This window comes from Wolbachia endosymbiont (group A) of Colletes cunicularius, assembly GCF_964264715.1.
GTDB lineage: Bacteria > Pseudomonadota > Alphaproteobacteria > Rickettsiales > Anaplasmataceae > Wolbachia.
The window spans coordinates 1,521,097-1,543,307 of sequence record NZ_OZ183471.1 but is presented as its reverse complement, the minus strand read 5'-3'; the positions used below and the strand labels follow the sequence as shown (position 1 = coordinate 1,543,307).

Sequence of the window (22,211 nt, the reverse complement as noted above, 5' to 3'; positions counted from 1 at the left end):
TATAGAACAAGTTTAAAAGTTCTGGTAAAGTAGTTTTATTTACAAAGAATATGCTACTTGAAATTGAAAAGCGCAGCATAACAAATGCATTGTGGAAGTTGCAAGAAGCAGATCAAAGGGAAATCTTAACTCTTATACAGAGATTTGAGTTGCCAGAAGTACTAGCAAGAATATTGGTTACTCGTGGTGTTAACATAGAAAATGCGAGCGACTTCTTATATCCACTAATCAGATCGCTATTACCAGATCCCTTTCACCTTCTTGATATGGATAAAGCTGTTTCTCGTATAATACGGGCAATAAAAAATAATGAAAACATTGCAATATTTGGTGACTATGATGTTGATGGTGCAACGTCGTCAGCATTGATTAATAGGTACCTGAGAGCAATCGATATACACTCTATAATCTACATTCCAGATCGTGTTGATGAGGGCTATGGATTAAACACAGATGCTTTATCACAACTTAAAAAAAACGGGATCGATTTATGTATTTCCGTTGATTGCGGTACGCTTGCATATCAACCAATAGAAGATGCAAAGGTCTTTGGTCTTGATATTATAGTTGTCGATCATCATCTTGGTACGGAAAAGTTACCAAGCGCCGTAGCAGTTGTTAACCCAAACCGCCTTGATGAAAGCTCTCCTTATACTAACCTTGCAGCAGTTGGAGTGTCATTTCTGCTGATTATTGCTCTTAATAAAAGCCTACGTGAGCAAGGATTTTTTACCAACAAAAAAGAACTAGATTTATTTGATCTGCTGGATTTAGTTGCCCTTGGAACTGTTTGCGATGTTATGCAGATTACAGGCCTCAATAGAGCATTTGTCTCACAAGGATTAAAAGTTATGTCAGCAAGAAAAAACGTTGGCTTGCGTGTTTTATTTGATGCTTTGGGGATCCTTGAAAAACCAAGTGTTTCACGATTAGGGTTTAGTATTGGGCCATGCATAAATGCTGGAGGAAGAATTGGAGAAGCATCGCTCGGTGCAAGGTTGCTTTCCACCGATGATGATGAAGAGGCACATTCAGTCGCGCTAAAATTAATAGATTTGAATAATGCAAGGAAAGTGTTAGAAAATGAGGCTCTCTTGGAAGCTACAGCACGAGCGGAAAAATTTGCCCAATTAGGTGTAAATTTTATAATGGTAAGCGGCAACTGGCACCAGGGAATAATCGGTATAATTGCATCGAGGCTAAAGGAGCAGTTTCACTTACCAACAATAGTGATGTCTTTAAACAATGGAATAGGAAAAGCAAGCTGTAGATCAATTTTGGGAGTTGATATCGGTGCTGCAGTCCTTTCCGCAAAGTTTACAAATTTAATTATTGAAGGTGGTGGCCATAGTATGGCGGCAGGATTTTCAATTAAAGAAGACAAAATAAATGATTTGCATGATTTTTTTACTGAAAGATTTTCAAACTCTATAAACGAGAAAACTTTAAAAGCTGATAGTATAGTAACTGCTAAAGCAATAAACTTATCTCTGTGGAACCAACTGCAACGCTTGGGACCATTTGGAGTTGGGAATCCTGAACCAAGGTTTATCATTCAGGGAGCAAAGATAAGAAAGCCTGAAGTTATAGGAGTTGACCATATAAAATGTTTTATTGCTGATGATAATGTTATGGTAAGAGCTATTGCATTTCGCTCTGCAAATACTCACCTTGGCTCTGCTATCATGCAGGGTAATGTTAAAGCCATTTTGGGTAAAATCTCTATGAATTACTGGAATGGCAATGAATTTGTACAATTTTTAATAGAAGATGTATTGACCATTAGTTGAGTTACTATTTTACAATAATTACCTATCAATCTCACCAAAAACTATATCGATTGAGCCAATAATTGCTGCAACGTCGGCAAGCATGTGTCCTTTTGCCATAAAATCCAAAGCTTGTAAATGTGCAAAGCCAGGTGCTCTTATTCGGCATCTATAAGGTCTATTGGTACCATCTGAAACTATATACACTCCAAACTCACCTTTTGGTGCCTCAACAGCTGTGTAAGCTTCACCTTTTGGTACGTGATATCCTTCTGAGTAAAGTTTAAAATGGTGAATCAGAGCTTCCATAGATTTTTTCATCTCTGCTCTTGGCGGTGGAGAAATTTTTCTATCTTCAGTTTTTATTGGGCCTCCAGGCATTTTCTCTATACACTGCTTCACCAAGCTAACAGACTGCCTAATCTCTGCCATTCTCACTAGATAACGGTCATAACAATCGCCATTTTGGCCAATAGGTATATCAAAATCTAGCTGATCATATATTTCATATGGCTGGCTTTTTCGCAAATCCCAAGCAAGCCCAGCAGCACGCAGCATTGGTCCACTAAAGCCCCAGTCAAGTGCCTGTTTAATTGATATTTCACTGATTCCTACAGTGCGTTGCTTCCATATCCTATTTTCTGTTAAAAGTTCATCAACATCGTCTATATACTTTGGAAATTGCTCTATAAACTTTGCAATATCCTCAATCAAGCCTTCTGGAACATCTGCTGCAACTCCACCTGGTCTGATGTAAGCTGCGTGAAACCTTGCACCTGAAGCTCTTTCGTAAAATTCCAGTATTTTTTCTCTTTCTTCAAAGAGCCATAAAAGAGGGGTCATTGCTCCAACATCAAGCGCTTGAGAAGAAACGTTCAGTAAATGATTTAGTATTCTCGTCAGTTCACAAAACAAGACACGTAAATACTTTGCCCTAATTGGAATTTCGCATTGCAACAATTCCTCTACACATAGTGAATACGCATGCTCTTGTGACATTGGTGACACATAGTCAAGGCGATCAAAATAAGGCAAAGCTTGAAGATACGTTTTATGTTCTATTAATTTTTCAGTACCACGATGCAAAAGCCCAATATGAGGATCAGCTCTCTCAACCACTTCGCCGTCCATCTCTAAAACAAGGCGCAACACTCCATGTGCAGCTGGGTGCTGAGGGCCAAAATTTAACATCATTGTCTTTAGATCGGGCATGTCCAGTAGTTTAAGATATTAAAATTGTATAGGCTAAAGTGCGCTCAAAGTCAATAGACTTCCTACATATGCTACAACTATCATTCAATAGAAACAAAAACTTACTTGACCTTTATAGCTAAAGTGGCTTAGGTTTACCTACAATTTGAAAAACAACAAATTCGTTATTCCGCTACTTGTTAGCGGAATCTATACTGAGATACCGCGGCGGTATGACGTAGGGAAACCTTTCTTGGGTTAGGTGTGCCGCAGAGACACAAAGAATGTTCAAGTAAGAGCAAACTAAGTGCAAAAGCTACGCAATAGATGAGGGTGGGCCCCTCGGAGCCGGTTTACAAGAGCAGGCTTCAAACAACCATAAGCTGCTTTGGCAAGGTAGTGAGCGTTATGGAAAAGGCGCAATTATGCGTCATGTGTGAAATAGAGAGACGAATGCAAATGAACCACTGATAAAGTGTCGAAAGGAACTAGACGACGTCAAAACCAGGGGTCTAACCTAACCTGGGATAAATCTATCGGGAGCTTGTTTACCGGATAGGTGGCGTCCGGCATAGAGGTGGCGTGAATCTATTTTGGGCTATTGCGTGGAACTACGGGAACCTGTCGTTTCGATGATAAGGGAGAAATCCAAGGAGCTAAACTCCAAGGGTGAGAGTACCGATGCGGAAAACAGGGGCGCGTAGTAGTGAAGAAGTCTCTGTAATGGAGATGGAGCGAAGGGATTTAGTTTAGTTATTTGTCAACCAGAAATGGGATGAGCAATTAATTAAAACAGAGTCCTTGATTATGCTATAATTAGTAGCAAGGGCCGAATAATGGGAGCTGTGTGAGTCGAGAGGTTCATGCACAGTTCTGCGACTTACTATTACCCATAAATCTAAAAGGAGGAGGTATGAATAGTTATTGCTTGGTTGGAAGCATGAAAAGATAATACCTTCTCAGAGTGGATAGGTGGCAGATTGAAAATTTTTGTGAGGCCCTTTCTGCTTTTTGCAGTATAGGAAAAAGACCTCGTAAAGGAGATTAATCGCCCCTGCCACCGAAAACCATCGTGCGGCCTATAAAATTTAGTGACCGCGTATAGGAGAATGGACCAACCGGTACTCTGATATGTTAGAGTATTCAATAAGAGGAAAATTTTATGCGTTATATAGGTGTTGATTTACATACTAATAACGTGAATTCTGGATTAAAGGAGAATAGAAGAGGCAAGAAAACAGGGTAAACTCAGCAGTGATAAAAAAATAGATGAGGTTACCCATGGAAGATATAACAAAACTGTTTTGTTTGGTCGATGATTTTTGCAGAGATATAGAGAAAAATTTTGCAGATAAACTACTGCCAAATGGTAAAAACCCCACAAGAACAACGGAAATTGAGCACTCCGAAATCATGACAATAATCCTGCTATATCAACAATCTCCGTGTAAAACTTTCTATCTACATTACCTAACGTTGCTCTACAAATCAGAGTTTCCAAAGTTGCCTTCATATACCAGGTTTGTTGCTCTAAAGTGTAAAAGACAAGATTTTACTGAGAGCCTGTCTTCAAACTCAAGAATGAGCTAATTTGTGAAGCATAATAGTGATCATATTAAAGAAGATGTTGTTTTTTGAAGTGAGAGGAGAATGCTCATAATCCTTACTCATACGTCTAAAATTGGAGAGCCAAGCAAAGGTTCTCTCAACAATCCAACGTTTGGGAATAACCTGAAATCCTGTATCAACTATTTTCTTGGTAATCGTCAATAAACATCCAGTTTCCAATAAGCAGAGGTTTTGCAATTTACCTGTGTATCCTTGATCAGCAAAAAACTTATGTAATGTTGGAGCTTTGCATTTGGCTTGAACAAAAAGATTTAGTGCACCATCAAGATCCTGAATGCTTGCACTTTGTACTTCAGCAGCAATTACAAGACCTACAGTATCTACAACGATGTGGCGCTTTCTACCCTTTACTTTCTTGCCAGCATCATATCCTCTGGATCCCCTTTTTGAGTAGTTTTTACTGATTGGCTATCTATTATTCCCACTGATGGAGTTTCATTCTTACCAATTATCTCTCTTACTTTTTTAACTAGAAAATCATGAATCTCTTGCCATATTCCACTTTTTTTCAATCGCTAATTACAACTATACACTGTTTTCCATGGTGGAAAATCTTTAGGCAGTTGTCTCCATTGACATCCTGTTCTCATCATATAGCGGATTGCGTTAATAATTGTTCTAATACTATGTTTTCTTGGTCTACCGGTCTTTTTAGGTTCAAAATATAGCTCTATTATCTTCCATTCTTTGTCACTTATATCGCTTGGGTACATTTAAAATATATCTTATAACACACTTCTTAACTCCTTTCTACTTAGTTTGAAGACAGGCTCTGAGAAAAAGGTCTATCATTGAGACTGTTTTGGTTACCTAAAAAATAGACTAGAAACGCGAATTCTGGATTAAGGAAGGAAGAAAGTATAGGAAATAGAAGGTTTTGTGGATTTGATGGAATAGGAAATGAGAGTAGAAAAGATATGAACCAAAAAATTAACAGGGGATCTATGGCGAGTGTGTTCAATTTCTAGTCTATTTTTTAGGTAACCAAAAACAGTCTCAATGATAGACCTTTTTCTCAGTAAAATCTTCTCATTTAACGAAATCAATGTATTTTTCATACCTTTTTTCACCTTGGTAACAAGTTTCAAACCTCGGTCAAACAGCTTCTGAAAAAGCTCTTTTGCAATATAACCTTTGTCACCAAACAAAAGACCGATTAATTTTTCCGTCAGATTTGGCACAGGTATCCTATCATCAACATTGCCTTTTGTTAGCGTAAGTGCATGAATTTCAACATTTTCATTGATTACCATATGTAATTTGAAACCAAAAAACCAGCCGTAAGTGCTCTTGCTTAATTTTGCAATTCCAGCAAAAACTTTGTTTTTGGATATTCTTTTTGCATGACAAACTGCAATGGGAGTTGTGTCTATATATGAAATTCCAGTGTTTTCTGACTGTCCACAAAGCCAATGCAACAACATTGCTAAATGCCACAAAACCCTAGGCTTTAGAGCAACAAACCTGGTATATGAAGGTAACTTTGGAAACTCTGATTTGTAGAGCAACGTTAGGTAATGTAGATAGAAAGTTTTACACGGAGATTGTTGATATAGCAGGATTATTGTCATGATTTCGGAGTGCTCAATTTCCGTTGTTCTTGTGGGGTTTTTACCATTTGGCAGTAGTTTATCTGCAAAATTTTTCTCTATATCTCTGCAAAAATCATCGACCAAACAAAACAGTTTTGTTATATCTTCCATGGGTAACCTCATCTATTTTTTTATCACTGCTGAGTTTACCCTGTTTTCTTGCCTTTTCTATTCTCCTTTAATCCAGAATTCACGTTAATAGGAGCACTAAATGAGGGAAAAGTTAAAGCTTCCTGGGTAATTGAGGGCTACTGCAACAGCGAGATTTTTGATGCTTATGTAGAAAATATACTTGTTCCTATATTAAAACCTGGACAGACTATTGTTCTCGATAATGCAAGCTTTCATAAATCTGCAAGAACGAAAAATTTGATAGAAAATGTTGGGTGTAAAATTTTGTTCTTGCCGCCATACTCACCGGATTTAAATCCGATTGAGAAGTTCTGGTTTGCCATTAAGCATGCCATAAGAAAAGTGCTGCCAAGCTTTTGGCCCAATATTAATTCGGCTATTGATTTTGTCTTTCAGCTCTCGGGGAAATCTTACTTCGGTTAGCTATAGAACAACCATTTGTAAGCTAGTGTTGAGCTTTCGCTCGCAGTTTTTCCACAACCGCCTACACTTTTCCAACCAAGCAAAAGAGCGTTCAACGACCCATCTCTTTGGCAATACAACAAAGGTATGTAGTTCACTTCGTTTTATTACTTCAACGGTTGCACCAATAATCGTTTTTATTTGAGTTGCAAAATTCTCTCCCGTATAGCCTGCATCGACCAGTACATTTTTTACTCCCGAGAGGTTTTCTTTGGCATTTTCGACCATTCTCACAGCACTGCTACGGTCAGTTATCTCTGCTGTTGTTATATAAATTGCATGTGGCAAACCTTGCGTATCTACTGCAATATGACGTTTTATACCTAAAATCTTTTTGCCTGCATCATAGCCTTTTTCTTCAGCAGTATCTGCATTTTTTACACTCTGTGCATCAATTATGCAGAAGCTGTTTCCGACCATTATTTTGTCTGACTACGCCAACTATTTTTTTTTAACACACGCTCCAAAATACTTTCTTTACTTCCGTTTGGTTTTTCACTCGATTTTTTAAAATAGTCGTAACAATTGCGCCATTTTGGAAACTCTTTTGGTAGCATTCTCCACTGACAACCGCTTTTCAGAACGTATAATACTCCACAAAATACATCATACAAATCCAGTTTTCTTGGTTTTGTTTTTTTTCTACAGGACTCTAGATCCGGTAAAATAATCTCAAATCTTTCCCGACTTATGTCACTTGGGTATACTCTCCTCATATATCCTCATTTATAGAAAATTAAAAATAATGCTTGTTGCCTATACCTGAAGGTTTGAATGAATTTATGATATACTTTATTTACCTTGCCAATAACGGAGGTTGGTATAGCATATATAATTTTTTGCCATTTCTGGTAATTGTTAGTAAAATTTTACTCTCAGCTTGGAGAAAGTTTTTAAATTTTAAAAAGCAGGTTAATCTTATGCTTAGCACTAATAATGAAATCAATGTTAAGAAGAAAGAAAGAAAATACAGCTGTTCAACTGTATTCGCTTGGTTGTTCCTAAAAACAATTGGTCGAATATTGCCAAGGAGATGGAACAGATGGGCAGAAAATATTTTATATTACGATAAAGTCACTGCAGATAATGAGGTTGAGACCAATGTTCTTAAAAAAGTGGATAAAAGTGTTCAAGTTGATTTCAAACCTGAAGTTGCAGAAAAAAAGGGTCAAACTGGAGTAACAAGTAAAGATGGAGCAGTTCAAACTAATAGGGTAACTTCTCAAGATATGGCAACGCAAGCTGGATTTGTTGGAGAAACAGGTAAAAACATTGAGGTTGATTTAGAATCTGAAAGAGAAAAGAAACTCAAAGATGAGAGCGAAAAATTAAAGGGAGAACTGGAGGGAGCAAACCAGGAACTAAAAGCATTTGTTAAGCTTTGTGATAATCAAGCACAGCAGATTGTAGACTTACAATTAGGAAATGGCTTTTTAGAAGAGGAAAATGTAGAGTTAAAATCTAAACTTGCAGGGCTTAAAAAGAATTATAGAAAATTGACAGAAGATGCAGATAAGCGAGGGAAAGAGTTTTTAGCAAATTTGAAAGAGAAATCCAAAACGATAGTGAAACTGCAAGGAGAATCAATTAAACTCAAGGCAGAGTTTAGGAGTGAAACACGAAGGCTTTCGCTAGAGGCAAAAGAAAAAGAAGCAAAAATAAACATTTTGATGTTATTAAATGAAGCATTAGAACAAGATAGAAAAGGAAAGAAGGATAAAATTGATGAACATGAGATTGAGGAATCAAGTGGAGTGATTAAAAAGCGGGAGGAAAATTCGAGAAGAATAGATAAAATAGTCAGCATAATCAGTGACATGAAAATGTATAAGGATAGGATTACTTGCTGTAAAAGTCTCCAAAATTGTTATACCAGGGAACAAAAAGGACATCCATTTATGAGCATATCATGTCAGAAAATGATAGATATATATCAAGAACTGATTGTTGAATATCACGAGAAAATTTATCAAAACCTAAGTGAAATGAAAGTGGTATTAAAAAGTATGAGGCAGGAAACAGAATTTTCACATAATGCGAAAAAATTAGTAAAAGTAATAAATGATATATGTAAAGCAAAGCAAGTTAATGAAGATTTTGATTTGGAACAATTAATTAAATGTAATTTTAGTACCTTACATAGTATTTGGATTGCTAATTCTACGGTTAATAATTTTACTCCTGCTTCTCTTGATAATGCTAGTTACTCAGAAAGCCAATTGGCAGAGAAAACAGATGATAGGCCTAGAACTCATTTTTTTAATGACTCAATAAGAACTGATCAATTAACAAAGATAAGAGCGAGAGGAAATATTTAAGCTATTTTCTCCTCAAGACGTTTGATTTCATCTAAGGGAAGGCTAGTAGGTTCAGCCGTTAATAGGACATCTAAGGTGCGTAGTAGCATTCTAGGGTCATCTATGAAGGTAGTTTTTTTTGCCAACTCTTGAAATTTAGCTAAATTTACCACTTTAATAGACTAAACACAAAAACGTTGAATATTTCTTCGGAATTGTATATAATTATTAATGCTTTTTAGGTTAGTTCGTTATGGCTCTTTCGAAGTTTCTCGATCCGAAGAATGATGTCGCATTTCGGCGTATCTTTGGTACTGAAAAAAATAAAGGTATCCTTATTCACTTCCTCAATGATATTCTTGGCTTCACTGGTAAAAATGAAATAAAGGATATAGAGTTTTTAAGTACTATTCAAGACCCTGATATCGCCGCTAAAAAGCAAAGTATTGTTGATGTTCTCTGCAGAGATGAAAATGGGGTGCAAGTGATCGTCGAAATGCAGGTCGCTAAAACTAAAGGCTTTGAAAAACGTGCCCAATACTATGCTGCTAAAGCCTATTCAAGACAAGCTGATAAGGGCGATCAATACCATAACCTTAAGGAAATTATCTTCATTGCTATAGCGGATTGTATCCTGTTTCCGGACAAGTCTGAGTATAAATCAAAGCATACTATTCGCGATGAAGATACTAATGAACACGATCTAAAAGATTTTTACTTCATATTTATTGAATTGCCAAAATTTCCAAAAACCAAAGAGGATCAGCTTTCAAGTATAGTCGAGAAATGGATCTACTTCTTTAAATATGCAGATGAGACTAGTGAAGAAGAGCTGGAAAAAATAATAGGTAGTGATCTAATAATTAAAAAGGCCTATGAAGAGCTAAATAGATTCAACTGGTCAGAAAAAGAATTTATTGCCTATGAACAGGAAATAAAACGTATTCTTGATGAACAGGCTGTCCTCGCTCAAAAACTTGATGATGCTACTCAAAAAGGTAGACTAGAAGAAAAAATTGAAGTTGCCAAAAACTCACTCAAGGCCGGTGTCTCTATCGATGTTATCGCTGAAATCACTGGCCTTTCGGTAGATGAAATTAAACAACTTCAGGAAGAAATGGCATGATATGACCTTTGTAAGTGTTTGTCTACTGTTGTATTACTTAAATAGCTTCTAGGTTTATTATCAGCAATTTAGTTAGGTGTTTGCACTTGATATCCACTATTAACTATCTGCTGCTCATCAAACATCTTTTCAATGTTGCCTTTTAAAATACTCAGAAACTTCTCATTTTTCGGACAAACTTCTTTTGCAACTGAATATAAAGTATTTGGTATTTGAGAGTACCTCTCGTTCCTTACGTGGCCTGCTATATCTGAATATACCTTAAAAAAGTTAACATCCTTTACTGACATATTAGATTGTTTAGCTATCTCTCTTAATATCTGTTCGAACTTTTTTGTAATATTCAGTGTGCTAGCCAGAGCTTCTTCAGGAGTAACAGAACAAAACTTAGGAAGAGGATATTTTTTATCTAGGAAACTTTGTATTAAGAAAAATCCTAAACCAACATTATTACTGATACAAACTTCACTGCTGAATTGGCTAGTGTATTGGTTATCAGGATTTTTTGCTGTATTAGAATAATTTGCTGAGACTTCAGGCAGAGCAGCTCTAGAACCTAATAACCCACCCACAGAGCTTTTCACCCAACCCAACAAATTATTTATCCATGAAGATGGTCTCGTGCAACTACTTGCTGCCATCTCAGGTTGATTACTTGAATCTATAGCAAGAGGCTTATGTGATAAGTGACCATGATGACGATCATGATCTCCATGGTGATGACGGCGTTTGCGTTGTAAAGGTTTTCCTCTTTCTTTATTGAGCTCTTCCTCTAAACAATTCACAATATTATTATGGCCTTTATCTCTAGCAACATCTAGCGGTGTTTTACCGTAATCACCTCTAGCATCAAGACTAGCATGAGCATCGACAAGAACTTTCACTATATCAAGACTGTTGGTATCAGCAGCATAATGTAAAGGTGTCCAATTGTCTTTGTCTTCAGCGTTAACATTTGCACCACGATTAAGAAGTAATTTGACTACATCTATCCTATAGTTTTCAACCGCTCCATGCAAAGGAGTTGCTTGATATTCCCCGTTTTTAGCTTCAATATTAGCACCGTTATCAAGAAGAAGTTTAACTGGGTTTAAATCACCGATTTCAGCAGCTGAATACAGTAGTGTATTGCCATCCTTGTCTTTGGTATCAACGTTAGCACCTTGAGCAATAAGACCTTTAGCTTCATTAAAACCACCGCTTTCCACAATAGTCAACAATTTTCTATCTAATTGTACTTGCTTCAAAATCCCTGCTATATCTAGGTAACCTTTTCGAGTAGCTAAATCTAAAGATGTTTGGTTATAAATATCTCTAACTTCAATGTCAGCACCTCTGTCAAGAAGGAGTTCGACTGTATTTAATTTGTTTCCTTGTATAGCTAAATGCAATGGTGTCCAACCATTATTGGTTATATCGTTAATACCGCTAACATCCTTGTCTAAAAGAAACTTAACTATTTCAAGATTACTACTGTACTGGGCAGCTACATGCAATGGTGTATTACCATACACATCTTTAGTTTTAACATTAGCATTGTTATTGAAGAGAAACTCAACTACACTAAGTTTATCACGAGAAGCAGCAAAGTGTAAAGGAGTCCAACCGTACATGTCTTTAGCATTAATATTAGCCTTCTGATTAATAAGATCTTTAACTTCATTAAGACCTGCATCTTGCACTGCAGCTAACAATTTTTTATCTAATTCCTTTTGCTTTAGAAACTCTGCTACACTTTTGTCATTCTCTTGAGCAGCTAAGTCTAAAGGTGTTTTACTATCCTTATCTTTAGCATTGATATCAGCACCTTTGTTCACAAGAAATTTTACCACATCTAGAGCATTGTAATATACAGCATAGTGTAGAGGTGTCCAATCACCACTATCTTTAGTATTAATAATAGTCTCTTTATCTGAAAGAAACGGAAATATATCTTTAAATAAGTTCAAATCACCATTGTAATAGCATAGTGTACAGTAGTCCAGCTCATTGAGAATTGATCTTTATCTCTAATATCAGTTGGACTTCTTTCAGCAGTTTTATCAAGGAAAAGATTTACTACATCCCATTTGCCTTCCTTAGCAGCATGCTGAAGTGGTGTGTAACCAAGTTTATCTTTTTCATTTATAAAGAATTTTAACTTTTCTATTTGATTAATTTCTTCCACCAACTCTTCAGACGTTTTATAATTATTATTTTCAGAACTAATACTAATAACTTTATTCACAAGAAGCCTAGCAGAGCTTAAATCACCCTCTTTAGCAACTATATGAAAAAGTGTTTGGCCATCGTTATTTTTAGCTTCAATGTTAGTTGAACATACAGCCTTCCTTTGGCAAATCTCTGAAGCTTTATTAATCAGATCTTGTATTTCTGCTATATCAGACAAACTAAACCTGTCTAATCTCCGGATTATTATTGGTTCTAACCCTAAATCGAATTCCAATGTAGAAATCCTATAAGACTCAGAATTATTCCAATTTTTTACATTGATCACATGGTTAGATACTTCGTCGGAAAACACCAAATCTGTATTACTACTGGAAACCCTAATCCGATCTGGAGTAATATCTTTTAATATCACTACTCCTATGCGTTCTTCATCTTGCCCCAACGAAGTTAAAGTACCATCTTGATTATGTGTGATACTGATAGACTTAGTGAAATCTATAACATATTCTTTTATAATTTTTTCATAATCATTCTTAAGTTTATCTTGATAGTCCATTATTCCATCAACCTCTTGCTGTAAACCTAAATATGGAAAAAAATTACCATTGTTCCACAGAAGAAAATTAACATCTCTCCATTTACTTTGATCATTATAAAAATCTTCTATTCTAATCACAAAAGGAATTCCACTTTCTCTTATTAATAAGAGATCATCTTCATCTTTATATTTCTCGATATCTTCAAGATTAGAATCAACCACTACATGATCATCTTGAAAATCCTTAGATCCTGTCTTCAAACTCAAGAATGAGCTAATTTGTGAAGCATAATAGTGATCATATTAAAGAAGATGTTGTTTTTTGAAGTGAGAGGAGAATGCTCATAATCCTTACTCATACGTCTAAAATTGGAGAGCCAAGCAAAGGTTCTCTCAACAATCCAACGTTTGGGAATAACCTGAAATCCTGTATCAACTATTTTCTTGGTAATCGTCAATAAACATCCAGTTTCCAATAAGCAGAGGTTTTGCAATTTACCTGTGTATCCTTGATCAGCAAAAAACTTATGTAATGTTGGAGCTTTGCATTTGGCTTGAACAAAAAGATTTAGTGCACCATCAAGATCCTGAATGCTTGCACTTTGTACTTCAGCAGCAATTACAAGACCTACAGTATCTACAACGATGTGGCGCTTTCTACCCTTTACTTTCTTGCCAGCATCATATCCTCTGGATCCCCTTTTTGAGTAGTTTTTACTGATTGGCTATCTATTATTCCCACTGATGGAGTTTCATTCTTACCAATTATCTCTCTTACTTTTTTAACTAGAAAATCATGAATCTCTTGCCATATTCCACTTTTTTTCAATCGCGAATTACAACTATACACTGTTTTCCATGGTGGAAAATCTTTAGGCAGTTGTCTCCATTGACATCCTGTTCTCATCATATAGCGGATTGCGTTAATAATTGTTCTAATACTATGTTTTCTTGGTCTACCGGTCTTTTTAGGTTCAAAATATAGCTCTATTATCTTCCATTCTTTGTCACTTATATCGCTTGGGTACATTTAAAATATATCTTATAACACACTTCTTAACTCCTTTCTACTTAGTTTGAAGACAGGCTCTTAGGCAACAAAAACATATTCTGAGTTTGTGTAGCATGGAAAAAAGGAACTAATTTACCATTTTCTATGGAAGAGCCAGCACATGACATTGATTGTACATAAGGAATAAAGGTTTCTCCTTTGCTGTTCATAACCATAAGATGCCTATAGCTGTTACCCTGAAGATAATTCCTTACTTGAACACAAGTATTATTGTAGCTTAAATGCAAGTTACACTGTTGAATTGAAAATTCCTCAGGAACTTCTGGCATAACTAACATATCTAATTTTTTATCATCTGAGTTGTTATCAATAATAATCTCTCTTTTCTCTATGTTACTATCAATAACGTACATATCACTTCCATTTCCACCTCTAGCAAACATATTCCTTTGATCAAAATTTATTATATCGCCTCCTGAAGAACCAAATACCATATGTTGGAATGCGCTATTGCTTTGACTTTGTAGTTTTTCTCTAACAACACCAAAGACTTTATAGCCCTTATTATTACTGAGTATTTTCTTGTAATGATTTTCTGCAGCATCAAAGCTATCAAGAGAATGTTCTGTATGCAACTCAAACGAGTCAATCTTTGTAATGGATGATTCTAATTTCGCAATCTTAGGAATAATATTACTACCATTTTTATCTATCAGCATAAAATTAGGTTGATTACTGCTTCGCTTAATATAATTTTTAATATCAAGAGTATACTGATTATCTTGATCTAACCCTATTTTTAAAGACTGTAAAAGACAAGATTTAATCTGACAGACAAGAATTAACTGACAGAAGAATTGACGTAGTCAAAACTAATATCAGGCTGTTGTTTAATGCTACTAATATTTTTCTGAAAAGCAATATGTTTACTGTCAAAAAACGTTTGCATAGGTGTTTTGCCATAGCAGTATTTGCCTGAGTGAGGCCTTGTCTCATTGTAAGAACGCAACCAATGATCAACATCGATCTGTAGATCCTCCAAAGAATAGTAGATTTTCTTTCTAAAGATAATATTGTAACACTCATCTTGCATAGTTCTATGGAATCTTTCACATATGCCATCAGTTTGTGGAGAGTTGGCTTTGGTTCTAGAATGATCGATATTTTCGATTCCTAAATATAGCTGATAAGCGTGATTTTCGGGCTTGCCACAATACTCCGTACCCCTATCAGTTAGAATGCGTAATAATGGAATTCTCTGCTCATCAAAAAATGGGATAACTCTATCGTTAAGAAGATCTGCAGCTGTAATAGCTGTTCTGTCCGTGTAAAGTTTAACCATTGCAACTCTGGAATAAGTATCAACAAAAGTTTGCTGATAAATGTGCCCTATGCCTTTGATATTGCCCACATAATAGGTATCTTGAGAACCCAAATAACCTGGATGTTGCGTCTCAATTTCACCATGAGCTTCCCTTTGTTCTTTCACTTTTTCTAAAGCTGCAAGTTGTTCTTCAGTTAAAATGATTCCGTCTTGAGCTACTTTTGCCTCCAGTGCTTTAAGTCTCTTTTTCAAAGTTTCAAGGTCATTTCTTAGCCATACAGATCTTACTCCTCCTTGGGAAATTATTATACCTCTTTTTCTCAGCTCATTTGCAGCTCTTTCTTGTCCATATGCAGGAAATTCTGTAGCTATGCCAATTATTGCTCTTTCTATATCTTCCGAAACTCTGTTTGCTAATAGCGGTTTTTTCTTACTTATTTCATGTAATGCTTCTTCTCCCCCATTTTCATATAACTCCTTGAATCGATAAAATGTATCTCTTGAGTATCCCATCACTTTGCACGCTTGAGACACATTTCCTAATTGTTTTGCTAGCTCTAGTAATCCTAGTTTTGGTTTTAGTATTTTTGTTTGTATTGTACTCATTTCTAACACTCCTTATTTTTATTATTCTTAACTTACTTTTTTAAAGTGTCAGATCAAGTCCTATTTAATACAGCTTCTGAAAAAGCTCTTTTGCAATATAACCTTTGTCACCAAACAAAAGACCGATTAATTTTTCCGTCAGATTTGGCACAGGTATCCTATCATCAACATTGCCTTTTGTTAGCGTAAGTGCATGAATTTCAACATTTTCATTGATTACCATATGTAATTTGAAACCAAAAAACCAGCCGTAAGTGCTCTTGCTTAATTTTGCAATTCCAGCAAAAACTTTGTTTTTGGATATTCTTTTTGCATGACAAACTGCAATGGGAGTTGTGTCTATATATGAAATTCCAGTGTTTTCTGACTGTCCACAAAGCCAATGCAACAACATTGCTAAATGCCACAAAACCCTAGGCTTTAGAGCAACAAACCTGGTATATGAAGGTAACTTTGGAAACTCTGATTTGTAGAGCAACGTTAGGTAATGTAGATAGAAAGTTTTACACGGAGATTGTTGATATAGCAGGATTATTGTCATGATTTCGGAGTGCTCAATTTCCGTTGTTCTTGTGGGGTTTTTACCATTTGGCAGTAGTTTATCTGCAAAATTTTTCTCTATATCTCTGCAAAAATCATCGACCAAACAAAACAGTTTTGTTATATCTTCCATGGGTAACCTCATCTATTTTTTTATCACTGCTGAGTTTACCCTGTTTTCTTGCCTCTTCTATTCTCCTTTAATCCATAATTCACGTTTTTAGTACAGGAAAAAACCGGAGTTGACTTAAATTTCTATCGTTTATCGTATTCTTATCCATATTGTCTTTAAACTTCTTTTTCACTTGAACCCTCTCTGTTGATCGTTTTATTTATCTTATTTACAAATAGTTTAAACTCTCTTAATTCATGATCAGGCAATTTTACTTCAGTTTTATGCGCTATCGTAAGCGGATCGATGTGTTTGCCGTTATATATAACTTCGTAATGTAAATGGGGTCCTGTTGCAACACCAGTGCTACCAACATAGGCGATTACCTGCCCCTGCTTTACTTTAGAGCCTAACTTTATATCGCCACTAAATCTACTTATATGCGCATAACAGGTTGAATATTCATTTTTGTGTTTTATTTTGATGTAATTTCCATAGCCACCATTCTTTCCTATATATTCTACCACACCCTCTGCAGCAGCGTATATGGGAGTGCCAAGCTTAGCTGCATAATCCACTCCTTTGTGAAAAGCAATTTTACCGCGAACAGGATGCTTTCTATTGCCAAATTTTGAGGATATGCGATAATCTCCTTTTAAAGGATTTGCAAAAATTTCGCCATTTTTTAAGCTTATTCCTTCTTTATTAAAATACCTTTCTTTGCCGTCTTGCGATTTATAATGATATAAACTAATAGCTTTCTTGTTTATTGTCAGTGAAGCATATAAAATCTTTTCTTCAGTCTTCTGATTACTGAGCGATCTCTCAAAAAGAACCTCCAATTTACTCTTCGGCACAATGTCTTTTTTAAAATCAACACCAAAATCTTTATATATGTTGATCAATTTTACCACTGTATTTGGCGCCAACCCTTGCTCAATTCCCGTGGCAAAAAAAGAAGATTTTATGGTGCTGGATATTAAAAAAGTCTCTTTACTGTTATCTGGAGTCTTAAGGGCGTGTATATTAAATATTGGTAAAATATAAAGCAGTATAAATATAATCAGCTTCATAATTTAAACAGCATCAACAAAAGTAAAATTACCTTCAACATACTGTACATCATCATTATCTTCTAATTCTTCAACCAATGTGGATAATTTATCGATCAACTCTTTATCGCTAATTTCAACTAGATCCTTTGGTTGCCACGAAAGACGAGCAAGTTCTGGTTCTCCGAATTTTGCATAAAAGGCATCGCGTACTTTACCAAAATCTTTTATTTCACAAGTTATAACGTGTAATCCTTCTTTGTCATTTTCCTCAACATTCAATACTTCTAACTCGATTCCATAATTAAATAAATCATCAAAATTCACACCCTCTGCTTTATAGACGATTAAGCCTACATGATCGAAAAGGTAACTAACACTTCCTGTTTCTCCCAAGTTTCCACCCTTGCGAGAAAATATATAACGTACCTCAGAAGCAGTACGGTTGCGGTTATTAGTCAAGGCATGGACAATGAGTGCAGTGCCAGAAGGGCCATGACCTTCATATTGGATTTCCTCATAATTTTCTCCAGCAATGTTACCAGTTGCATTTTTTATTGCTGTTTCTATTTTATCTTTTGGTAGATTTTCCTTGCGTGCAGCAAATATAGCAGAGCGAAGGCGCGGGTTGAGTTCGGGATCGTGCAGCCCTTGCTTTGCAGCAACTGTTATTTCTCTAATCAGCTTCGTAAATTTTTGAGAGCGCTTTGCATCCTGAGCGCCTTTCCGATGTTTTATATTTGAAAATTGTGAATGACCAGCCATATTCAAATAGTTAAAAACCTAATTATATATCAAAGCATAGAAAAAGCTAAAGCAAATTTTCAAGCCTCTGGCTTGGCATCTTACAGGTTTTCTGCTAATAACATACTTTCATACTGTTCAGCTTCTAAGTCAAGGCCAATAGCTGAATGGGCTGCTATTAAATAGTTAATAGATTTGGAAAAATGTTTAGAATCTTTATAGCTTGCTATATTCTGGAAACGCTTAATTGCTGCCAAATATTCACCACGCCTCAGGTAAAATTTACCGATAGAGTACTCTTTTGTTGATATATGCTCTGTGATCAGCTTTGCTTTTTCCTTCATCTCGTCTACATATTCGCTGCCTGGAAAGAGATTAATGTACTCTGTAGCCAGCTCTAAAGTTTTATATGCAGTTTGCTGTCCAAGTTGCACTTTATTAATTTGCATGTAATAAGATAATACTCTTAAGTAGTATACATATGGTAAATCTTCACCACTTGAATAAACATATATATAATCATCCATATCACTTGCAGCACTTCTATAGTTACCCATATTATAGTGAGAAACCCCAGATAATAATTTTGCTTTCATTGCCCAATAAGAAAAAGGATACAAATCCTCTATCTTTTGAAATGCCCTAATAGCTTGTTTATATTTTTTCTGGTCAAAAAGTTCAACTGCTTCTTTATATAGTTCAGTTTCAGTTTTTTCAAGATCATTCGCATACGATTGTGTAAAGGAGCAAATTAGGAAAATAAAGCACGTGATTAAAGTCTTATACATAAGATTTTTTTCGATCAAAATAAAGTATAGACCTAAATATTACTTAAAAAAATAAATTTCTTAGGCAATAGCCTGCCCTTCCTCATAACTACGGTCAGAACTACCTGCATTCCTCGATTTACCTTGTCCTTCCACTTTTGGATCTTTCAGCGTCTTGCTATAGGAACGTATAGTTAATATCTGTACAACCATAAAAAGTGCAATACCTATCAAGCCTAAAGTAGGCCCAACAGCAGGATTTAAGGACGATGCTAATGCCATTAACATTATCCTTCTTATTAAAAATATAGAAGAACCAGCAAGCGCCAACCCGGCTACAGACATATTGCTAGTTTTCTCATCAAGATTAGATTTTTCTGTTTCCTTTTTCTTATTTTTTTCATGCTCACCAATATAAGAAGCAAGAGTTGCAAGAAAAGCAATTGCATTGGCAAGAAATAAAATTGCATCCTCTGCTGCTTCAAGTGAAGATGTTTCACCCATTATCATACCTACAATAATCAGTGCAGTTGTTATAGCCTCAATATAGATCAAACACTGACCTATATCAGAAATATTGTGCTCTTTTTCCTTTACTTCCTCTCCATTTTCAATATTCTCCAACTCTCGTTCTTTTTGTGCTATTTTTCTATTATTGTAAATTAAATATAGCGTACAAATAAGAGATAGGACCATAAAAGGTAATATAGTGTGGCTTAGCGCGCCACTTATCACGCCAAGTATACCTGATCGCTACATATTTTTCCAGTTCAATAGCCATAAATAATGCAAATGGAACCATTGTTACCAATGATACACATTGTCTATATAGCTCTCTTTTTTTGAGCATTAATAACTCTTGTTCAAGCTTCTTCTTTTTTTCTGCTTCTTCTTTTAGTGTTAATGACTCTTGTTCTGACCTTTCTTTTTTGACTTCCTTATCAACTGTCAGCCAAAAATCCCCAAAAAAATCTTCAGGAGAAAACGTAGTCTTAAAGTTATCAGTCATATAAACCCTATTAACTAATATATTATACAGGATTTTAACTATTCAGTCAATATTATGAAAGTATTAACCACTTTTGTATATTAACTGTTTCTCAAGAAATTCAGTCAACCTGTTTGATGCCGGCTAGGATATAATTATAGCCTGACCACATAGTTATAATAGCTGCAACCCATAAACAAATTGCACCTATATATTGAGTTGTGTCGTAATCGTTCATTATTAGCGCTACTACAGCAACCATCTGCAAAAATGTTTTAATTTTGCCAGCTTTGCTTACAGGTAGACTAACATTTATAGCTATAAGGAACTCCCGTAAACCCGAAACTAATATTTCCCTACAGATGATGATAATCGATGGTACTATTGTAAAATCATTTATCTTCTGCTTATAAACTAGCATAATTATCGTTGAAACCACTATTAATTTATCAGCAATTGGATCAAATAGCTTGCCAAACTTTGATTGGACTTTCCACGCACGCGCCAAGTAACCATCAAAAAAATCCGTAATGCACGCAAACACAAAGATTGATATTGTTATCAGGCCTGCATATTTATTTTCTATATAAAAACTTAATATTATTGCTGGTATTGCAAGTGCACGAGAAATTGTAAGCAAATTAGGCACGTTTTTCTTAAGCATGTAATATCATCTTACGTAATAGGTAAACTTATACAGAAGTACAACAGAGTTCACAAGCTAATAGTTTACAATTGAACATTTATAAAAACTCCATATACTTAAAAATTACAAGCTTAAAATATAAGAATGAACGATGATTTAGGTAATACCACAAAACAAGAGGCACTTAAGTATCACAGTAGAGGTGGTAACCCTGGTAAAATTTCAATCATGCCAACAAAACCTTTATCTACCCAGTATGATTTGTCACTTGCTTATTCTCCTGGCGTTGCAGCTACGTGCCTTGAAATAGCTAAAAATCCTGAGGTTGTTTATGATTATACGGCAAAAAGCAATTTTGTAGCTGTCATTTCAAATGGCACTGCAGTGCTTGGGCTTGGTAATATCGGTCCTCTTGCTGCAAAACCTGTCATGGAAGGCAAAGCTGTTTTATTTAAGCGTTTTGCTGATATTGATGCAGTTGATATAGAAGTTGATACAGAAAATATAGAAGATTTTATCAATGCAGTAAGGTACCTTGGGCCAAGTTGGGGGGGGATAAATTTAGAGGATATAAGATCTCCCGATTGTTTTATAATAGAGAAACGTCTGAATGAACTGATGGATATTCCAGTGTTCCATGATGACCAGCATGGAACTGCAGTGGTTGTTGCAGCTGGTATAGAAAATGCTCTTGATATTGTCGGAAAGAAATTAGAGGACGTTAAGATCATTATGAATGGAGCTGGAGCAGCCGGTATTGCATGTTTAGAAATACTAAAGTCCATGGGCGCTAAAAATATAGTGCTGTGTGATAAACAAGGAGTAATATACAAAGGTAGAAACGAGGACATGAATGAGTGGAAAGAAAAATATACAATTGATACTTCCGAACGTTCTCTACTTGATACAATAAAAGGCGCTGATGTATTCATCGGATTATCTGCAAAAGATGTGTTAAATGAAGAGATGTTAAAGAGTATGGGCAAAGACCCGATTATTTTCGCTCTCGCCAACCCCGATCCAGAAGTAAGGCCTGAGTTTGCAAAATCTGTGAGGCCAGATGCAATAATCGCAACTGGCAGGTCAGATTACAACAATCAAGTCAACAACGTAATGGGATTTCCTTATATATTCAGAGGAGCGCTTGATGTACATGCAACAACAATAAATGATGAGATGAAAATTGCAGCTGCAGATGCAATAGCAAAGCTTGCCCGTGAGCCAGTGTCTGACGAGATATCTGCAGCCTATGGCGGTCGTAAAATGAGCTATGGACGTGAATATATAATACCTACTCCATTTGACCCAAGATTAATTTCTATAGTATCTCCTGCTGTTGCAAAAGCCGCAGTTGATTCAGGTATTGCAAGAAAGGCAATACAAGATTGGAGTAAATATGAAAATCAATTGAAATCTCGCCTTGCTAGTGCACTTAACACGCTGAATCTACTGTCTTCACAATATTAGTAACCATATAATCAATAATTCAATTGCACCCAGTCGTTTTAGATT

General features: G+C 35.6%; 23 protein-coding genes and 2 pseudogenes. 6 read left to right on the top strand and 19 right to left on the bottom strand.

Going from position 1 to position 22,211, the window contains the following annotated elements:
• Nucleotides 1-50 precede the first annotated feature (50 nt).
• Nucleotides 51-1,790 carry a single-stranded-DNA-specific exonuclease RecJ gene (gene recJ / locus ACFELZ_RS09115; RefSeq protein WP_375316214.1) on the top strand — a complete coding sequence of 580 codons (1,740 nt, stop codon included), beginning with the start codon at nt 51-53 and terminating at the stop codon, nt 1,788-1,790.
• Nucleotides 1,791-1,808: 18 nt separating this feature from the next.
• On the opposite strand, the gene ACFELZ_RS09110 is transcribed toward recJ, so the two are convergent.
• Nucleotides 1,809-2,981 (bottom strand): NADH-quinone oxidoreductase subunit D, encoded by a 1,173-nt coding sequence (locus ACFELZ_RS09110; protein WP_375316213.1) that lies wholly within the window; start codon nt 2,979-2,981, stop codon nt 1,809-1,811.
• A gap of 1,260 nt (nt 2,982-4,241) precedes the next feature.
• Here ACFELZ_RS09110 and ACFELZ_RS09105 point away from each other — a divergent pair.
• Nucleotides 4,242-4,496, top strand: a pseudogene (locus ACFELZ_RS09105) (IS982 family transposase); the annotation flags it as partial.
• 39 nt (nt 4,497-4,535) lie between these two features.
• Here the strand turns inward: ACFELZ_RS09105 and ACFELZ_RS09100 are convergent.
• The 4 genes from ACFELZ_RS09100 to ACFELZ_RS09085 form a co-directional block, all read right to left on the bottom strand.
• Entirely contained in the window at nt 4,536-4,919 is a 384-nt protein-coding gene (locus ACFELZ_RS09100) for a transposase (protein ID WP_375316621.1), read from the bottom strand.
• A 17-nt stretch (nt 4,920-4,936) separates the two neighbouring features.
• Nucleotides 4,937-5,101: a hypothetical protein gene (locus ACFELZ_RS09095; protein ID WP_375315781.1), complete on the bottom strand. Its 165-nt coding sequence runs from the start codon at nt 5,099-5,101 to the stop codon at nt 4,937-4,939.
• Between the two features lie 3 nt (nt 5,102-5,104).
• Nucleotides 5,105-5,302, bottom strand: a complete 198-nt coding sequence (locus ACFELZ_RS09090) for a transposase (RefSeq protein ID WP_375315805.1) — start codon at nt 5,300-5,302, stop codon at nt 5,105-5,107.
• Nucleotides 5,303-5,431: 129 nt separating this feature from the next.
• The gene (locus ACFELZ_RS09085; RefSeq protein ID WP_375315786.1) at nt 5,432-6,292 is read right to left on the bottom strand and encodes an IS982 family transposase; all 861 of its coding nucleotides are present in this window, start codon (nt 6,290-6,292) and stop codon (nt 5,432-5,434) included.
• A 48-nt stretch (nt 6,293-6,340) separates the two neighbouring features.
• On the opposite strand from ACFELZ_RS09085, the gene ACFELZ_RS09080 reads away from it, so the two are divergent.
• The gene (locus ACFELZ_RS09080) at nt 6,341-6,736 is read left to right on the top strand and encodes a transposase (protein WP_375316212.1); all 396 of its coding nucleotides are present in this window, start codon (nt 6,341-6,343) and stop codon (nt 6,734-6,736) included.
• Here the strand turns inward: ACFELZ_RS09080 and ACFELZ_RS09075 are convergent.
• Nucleotides 6,737-7,491, bottom strand: a protein-coding gene (locus ACFELZ_RS09075) for an IS5 family transposase (protein WP_375316211.1) whose coding sequence is annotated in 2 segments (ribosomal slippage) — nt 6,737-7,197 and nt 7,197-7,491 — 756 coding nt in all. Because the reading frame shifts where the segments join, the coding sequence is not laid out codon by codon here. It abuts the gene before it with no gap.
• A gap of 66 nt (nt 7,492-7,557) precedes the next feature.
• Between ACFELZ_RS09075 and ACFELZ_RS09070 the strand changes: the two genes are divergently transcribed.
• Together ACFELZ_RS09070 and ACFELZ_RS09065 are read left to right on the top strand one after the other, a co-directional pair.
• Nucleotides 7,558-9,093, top strand: coding sequence for a hypothetical protein (locus ACFELZ_RS09070; RefSeq protein WP_375316210.1), 1,536 nt, complete (start codon nt 7,558-7,560; stop codon nt 9,091-9,093).
• Between the two features lie 232 nt (nt 9,094-9,325).
• Nucleotides 9,326-10,198 carry an Rpn family recombination-promoting nuclease/putative transposase gene (locus tag ACFELZ_RS09065; protein ID WP_375316209.1) on the top strand — a complete coding sequence of 291 codons (873 nt, stop codon included), beginning with the start codon at nt 9,326-9,328 and terminating at the stop codon, nt 10,196-10,198.
• A 68-nt stretch (nt 10,199-10,266) separates the two neighbouring features.
• Here the strand turns inward: ACFELZ_RS09065 and ACFELZ_RS09060 are convergent, their stop codons facing one another.
• From ACFELZ_RS09060 to pgsA, 13 genes and pseudogenes are all read right to left on the bottom strand, one after another.
• Nucleotides 10,267-12,147, bottom strand: a complete 1,881-nt coding sequence (locus ACFELZ_RS09060) for an ankyrin repeat domain-containing protein (RefSeq protein ID WP_375316208.1) — start codon at nt 12,145-12,147, stop codon at nt 10,267-10,269.
• Nucleotides 12,144-13,169, bottom strand: a complete 1,026-nt coding sequence (locus tag ACFELZ_RS09055) for an ankyrin repeat domain-containing protein (protein WP_375316207.1) — start codon at nt 13,167-13,169, stop codon at nt 12,144-12,146. Before ACFELZ_RS09055 ends, ACFELZ_RS09060 begins: the two co-directional genes overlap by 4 nt.
• 2 nt (nt 13,170-13,171) lie before the next feature.
• A complete protein-coding gene (locus ACFELZ_RS09050; RefSeq protein ID WP_375316621.1) occupies nt 13,172-13,555 on the bottom strand; it encodes a transposase in 384 nt (127 codons plus the stop codon).
• Nucleotides 13,556-13,572: 17 nt separating this feature from the next.
• Nucleotides 13,573-13,938 carry a transposase gene (locus tag ACFELZ_RS09045; protein ID WP_375315821.1) on the bottom strand — a complete coding sequence of 122 codons (366 nt, stop codon included), beginning with the start codon at nt 13,936-13,938 and terminating at the stop codon, nt 13,573-13,575.
• Between the two features lie 41 nt (nt 13,939-13,979).
• Complete coding sequence (locus tag ACFELZ_RS09040; RefSeq protein WP_375316206.1) at nt 13,980-14,639, bottom strand: hypothetical protein; 660 nt, start codon at nt 14,637-14,639, stop codon at nt 13,980-13,982.
• 122 nt (nt 14,640-14,761) lie between these two features.
• Nucleotides 14,762-15,850 (bottom strand): IS481 family transposase, encoded by a 1,089-nt coding sequence (locus tag ACFELZ_RS09035; RefSeq protein ID WP_375315803.1) that lies wholly within the window; start codon nt 15,848-15,850, stop codon nt 14,762-14,764.
• 67 nt (nt 15,851-15,917) lie between these two features.
• Nucleotides 15,918-16,523: pseudogene (locus tag ACFELZ_RS09030) on the bottom strand (IS982 family transposase); the annotation flags it as partial.
• A gap of 155 nt (nt 16,524-16,678) precedes the next feature.
• Nucleotides 16,679-17,575: a peptidoglycan DD-metalloendopeptidase family protein gene (locus ACFELZ_RS09025; protein ID WP_375316205.1), complete on the bottom strand. Its 897-nt coding sequence runs from the start codon at nt 17,573-17,575 to the stop codon at nt 16,679-16,681.
• A 3-nt stretch (nt 17,576-17,578) separates the two neighbouring features.
• On the bottom strand, nt 17,579-18,319 hold the full coding sequence (locus ACFELZ_RS09020) for a YebC/PmpR family DNA-binding transcriptional regulator (RefSeq protein ID WP_375316718.1): 741 nt from the start codon (nt 18,317-18,319) through the stop codon (nt 17,579-17,581).
• 80 nt (nt 18,320-18,399) lie between these two features.
• A complete protein-coding gene (locus tag ACFELZ_RS09015) occupies nt 18,400-19,086 on the bottom strand; it encodes an outer membrane protein assembly factor BamD (RefSeq protein WP_375316717.1) in 687 nt (228 codons plus the stop codon).
• Between the two features lie 60 nt (nt 19,087-19,146).
• The gene (locus tag ACFELZ_RS09010; RefSeq protein ID WP_375316204.1) at nt 19,147-19,689 is read right to left on the bottom strand and encodes a hypothetical protein; all 543 of its coding nucleotides are present in this window, start codon (nt 19,687-19,689) and stop codon (nt 19,147-19,149) included.
• 28 nt (nt 19,690-19,717) lie between these two features.
• Nucleotides 19,718-20,074 (bottom strand): hypothetical protein, encoded by a 357-nt coding sequence (locus tag ACFELZ_RS09005; protein WP_375316203.1) that lies wholly within the window; start codon nt 20,072-20,074, stop codon nt 19,718-19,720.
• 100 nt (nt 20,075-20,174) lie between these two features.
• Complete coding sequence (pgsA, locus tag ACFELZ_RS09000) at nt 20,175-20,717, bottom strand: CDP-diacylglycerol--glycerol-3-phosphate 3-phosphatidyltransferase (RefSeq protein ID WP_253309177.1); 543 nt, start codon at nt 20,715-20,717, stop codon at nt 20,175-20,177.
• Nucleotides 20,718-20,843: 126 nt separating this feature from the next.
• On the opposite strand from pgsA, the gene ACFELZ_RS08995 reads away from it, so the two are divergent.
• Nucleotides 20,844-22,166: a malic enzyme-like NAD(P)-binding protein gene (locus tag ACFELZ_RS08995; RefSeq protein WP_375316202.1), complete on the top strand. Its 1,323-nt coding sequence runs from the start codon at nt 20,844-20,846 to the stop codon at nt 22,164-22,166.
• Nucleotides 22,167-22,211: the final 45 nt, after the last annotated feature.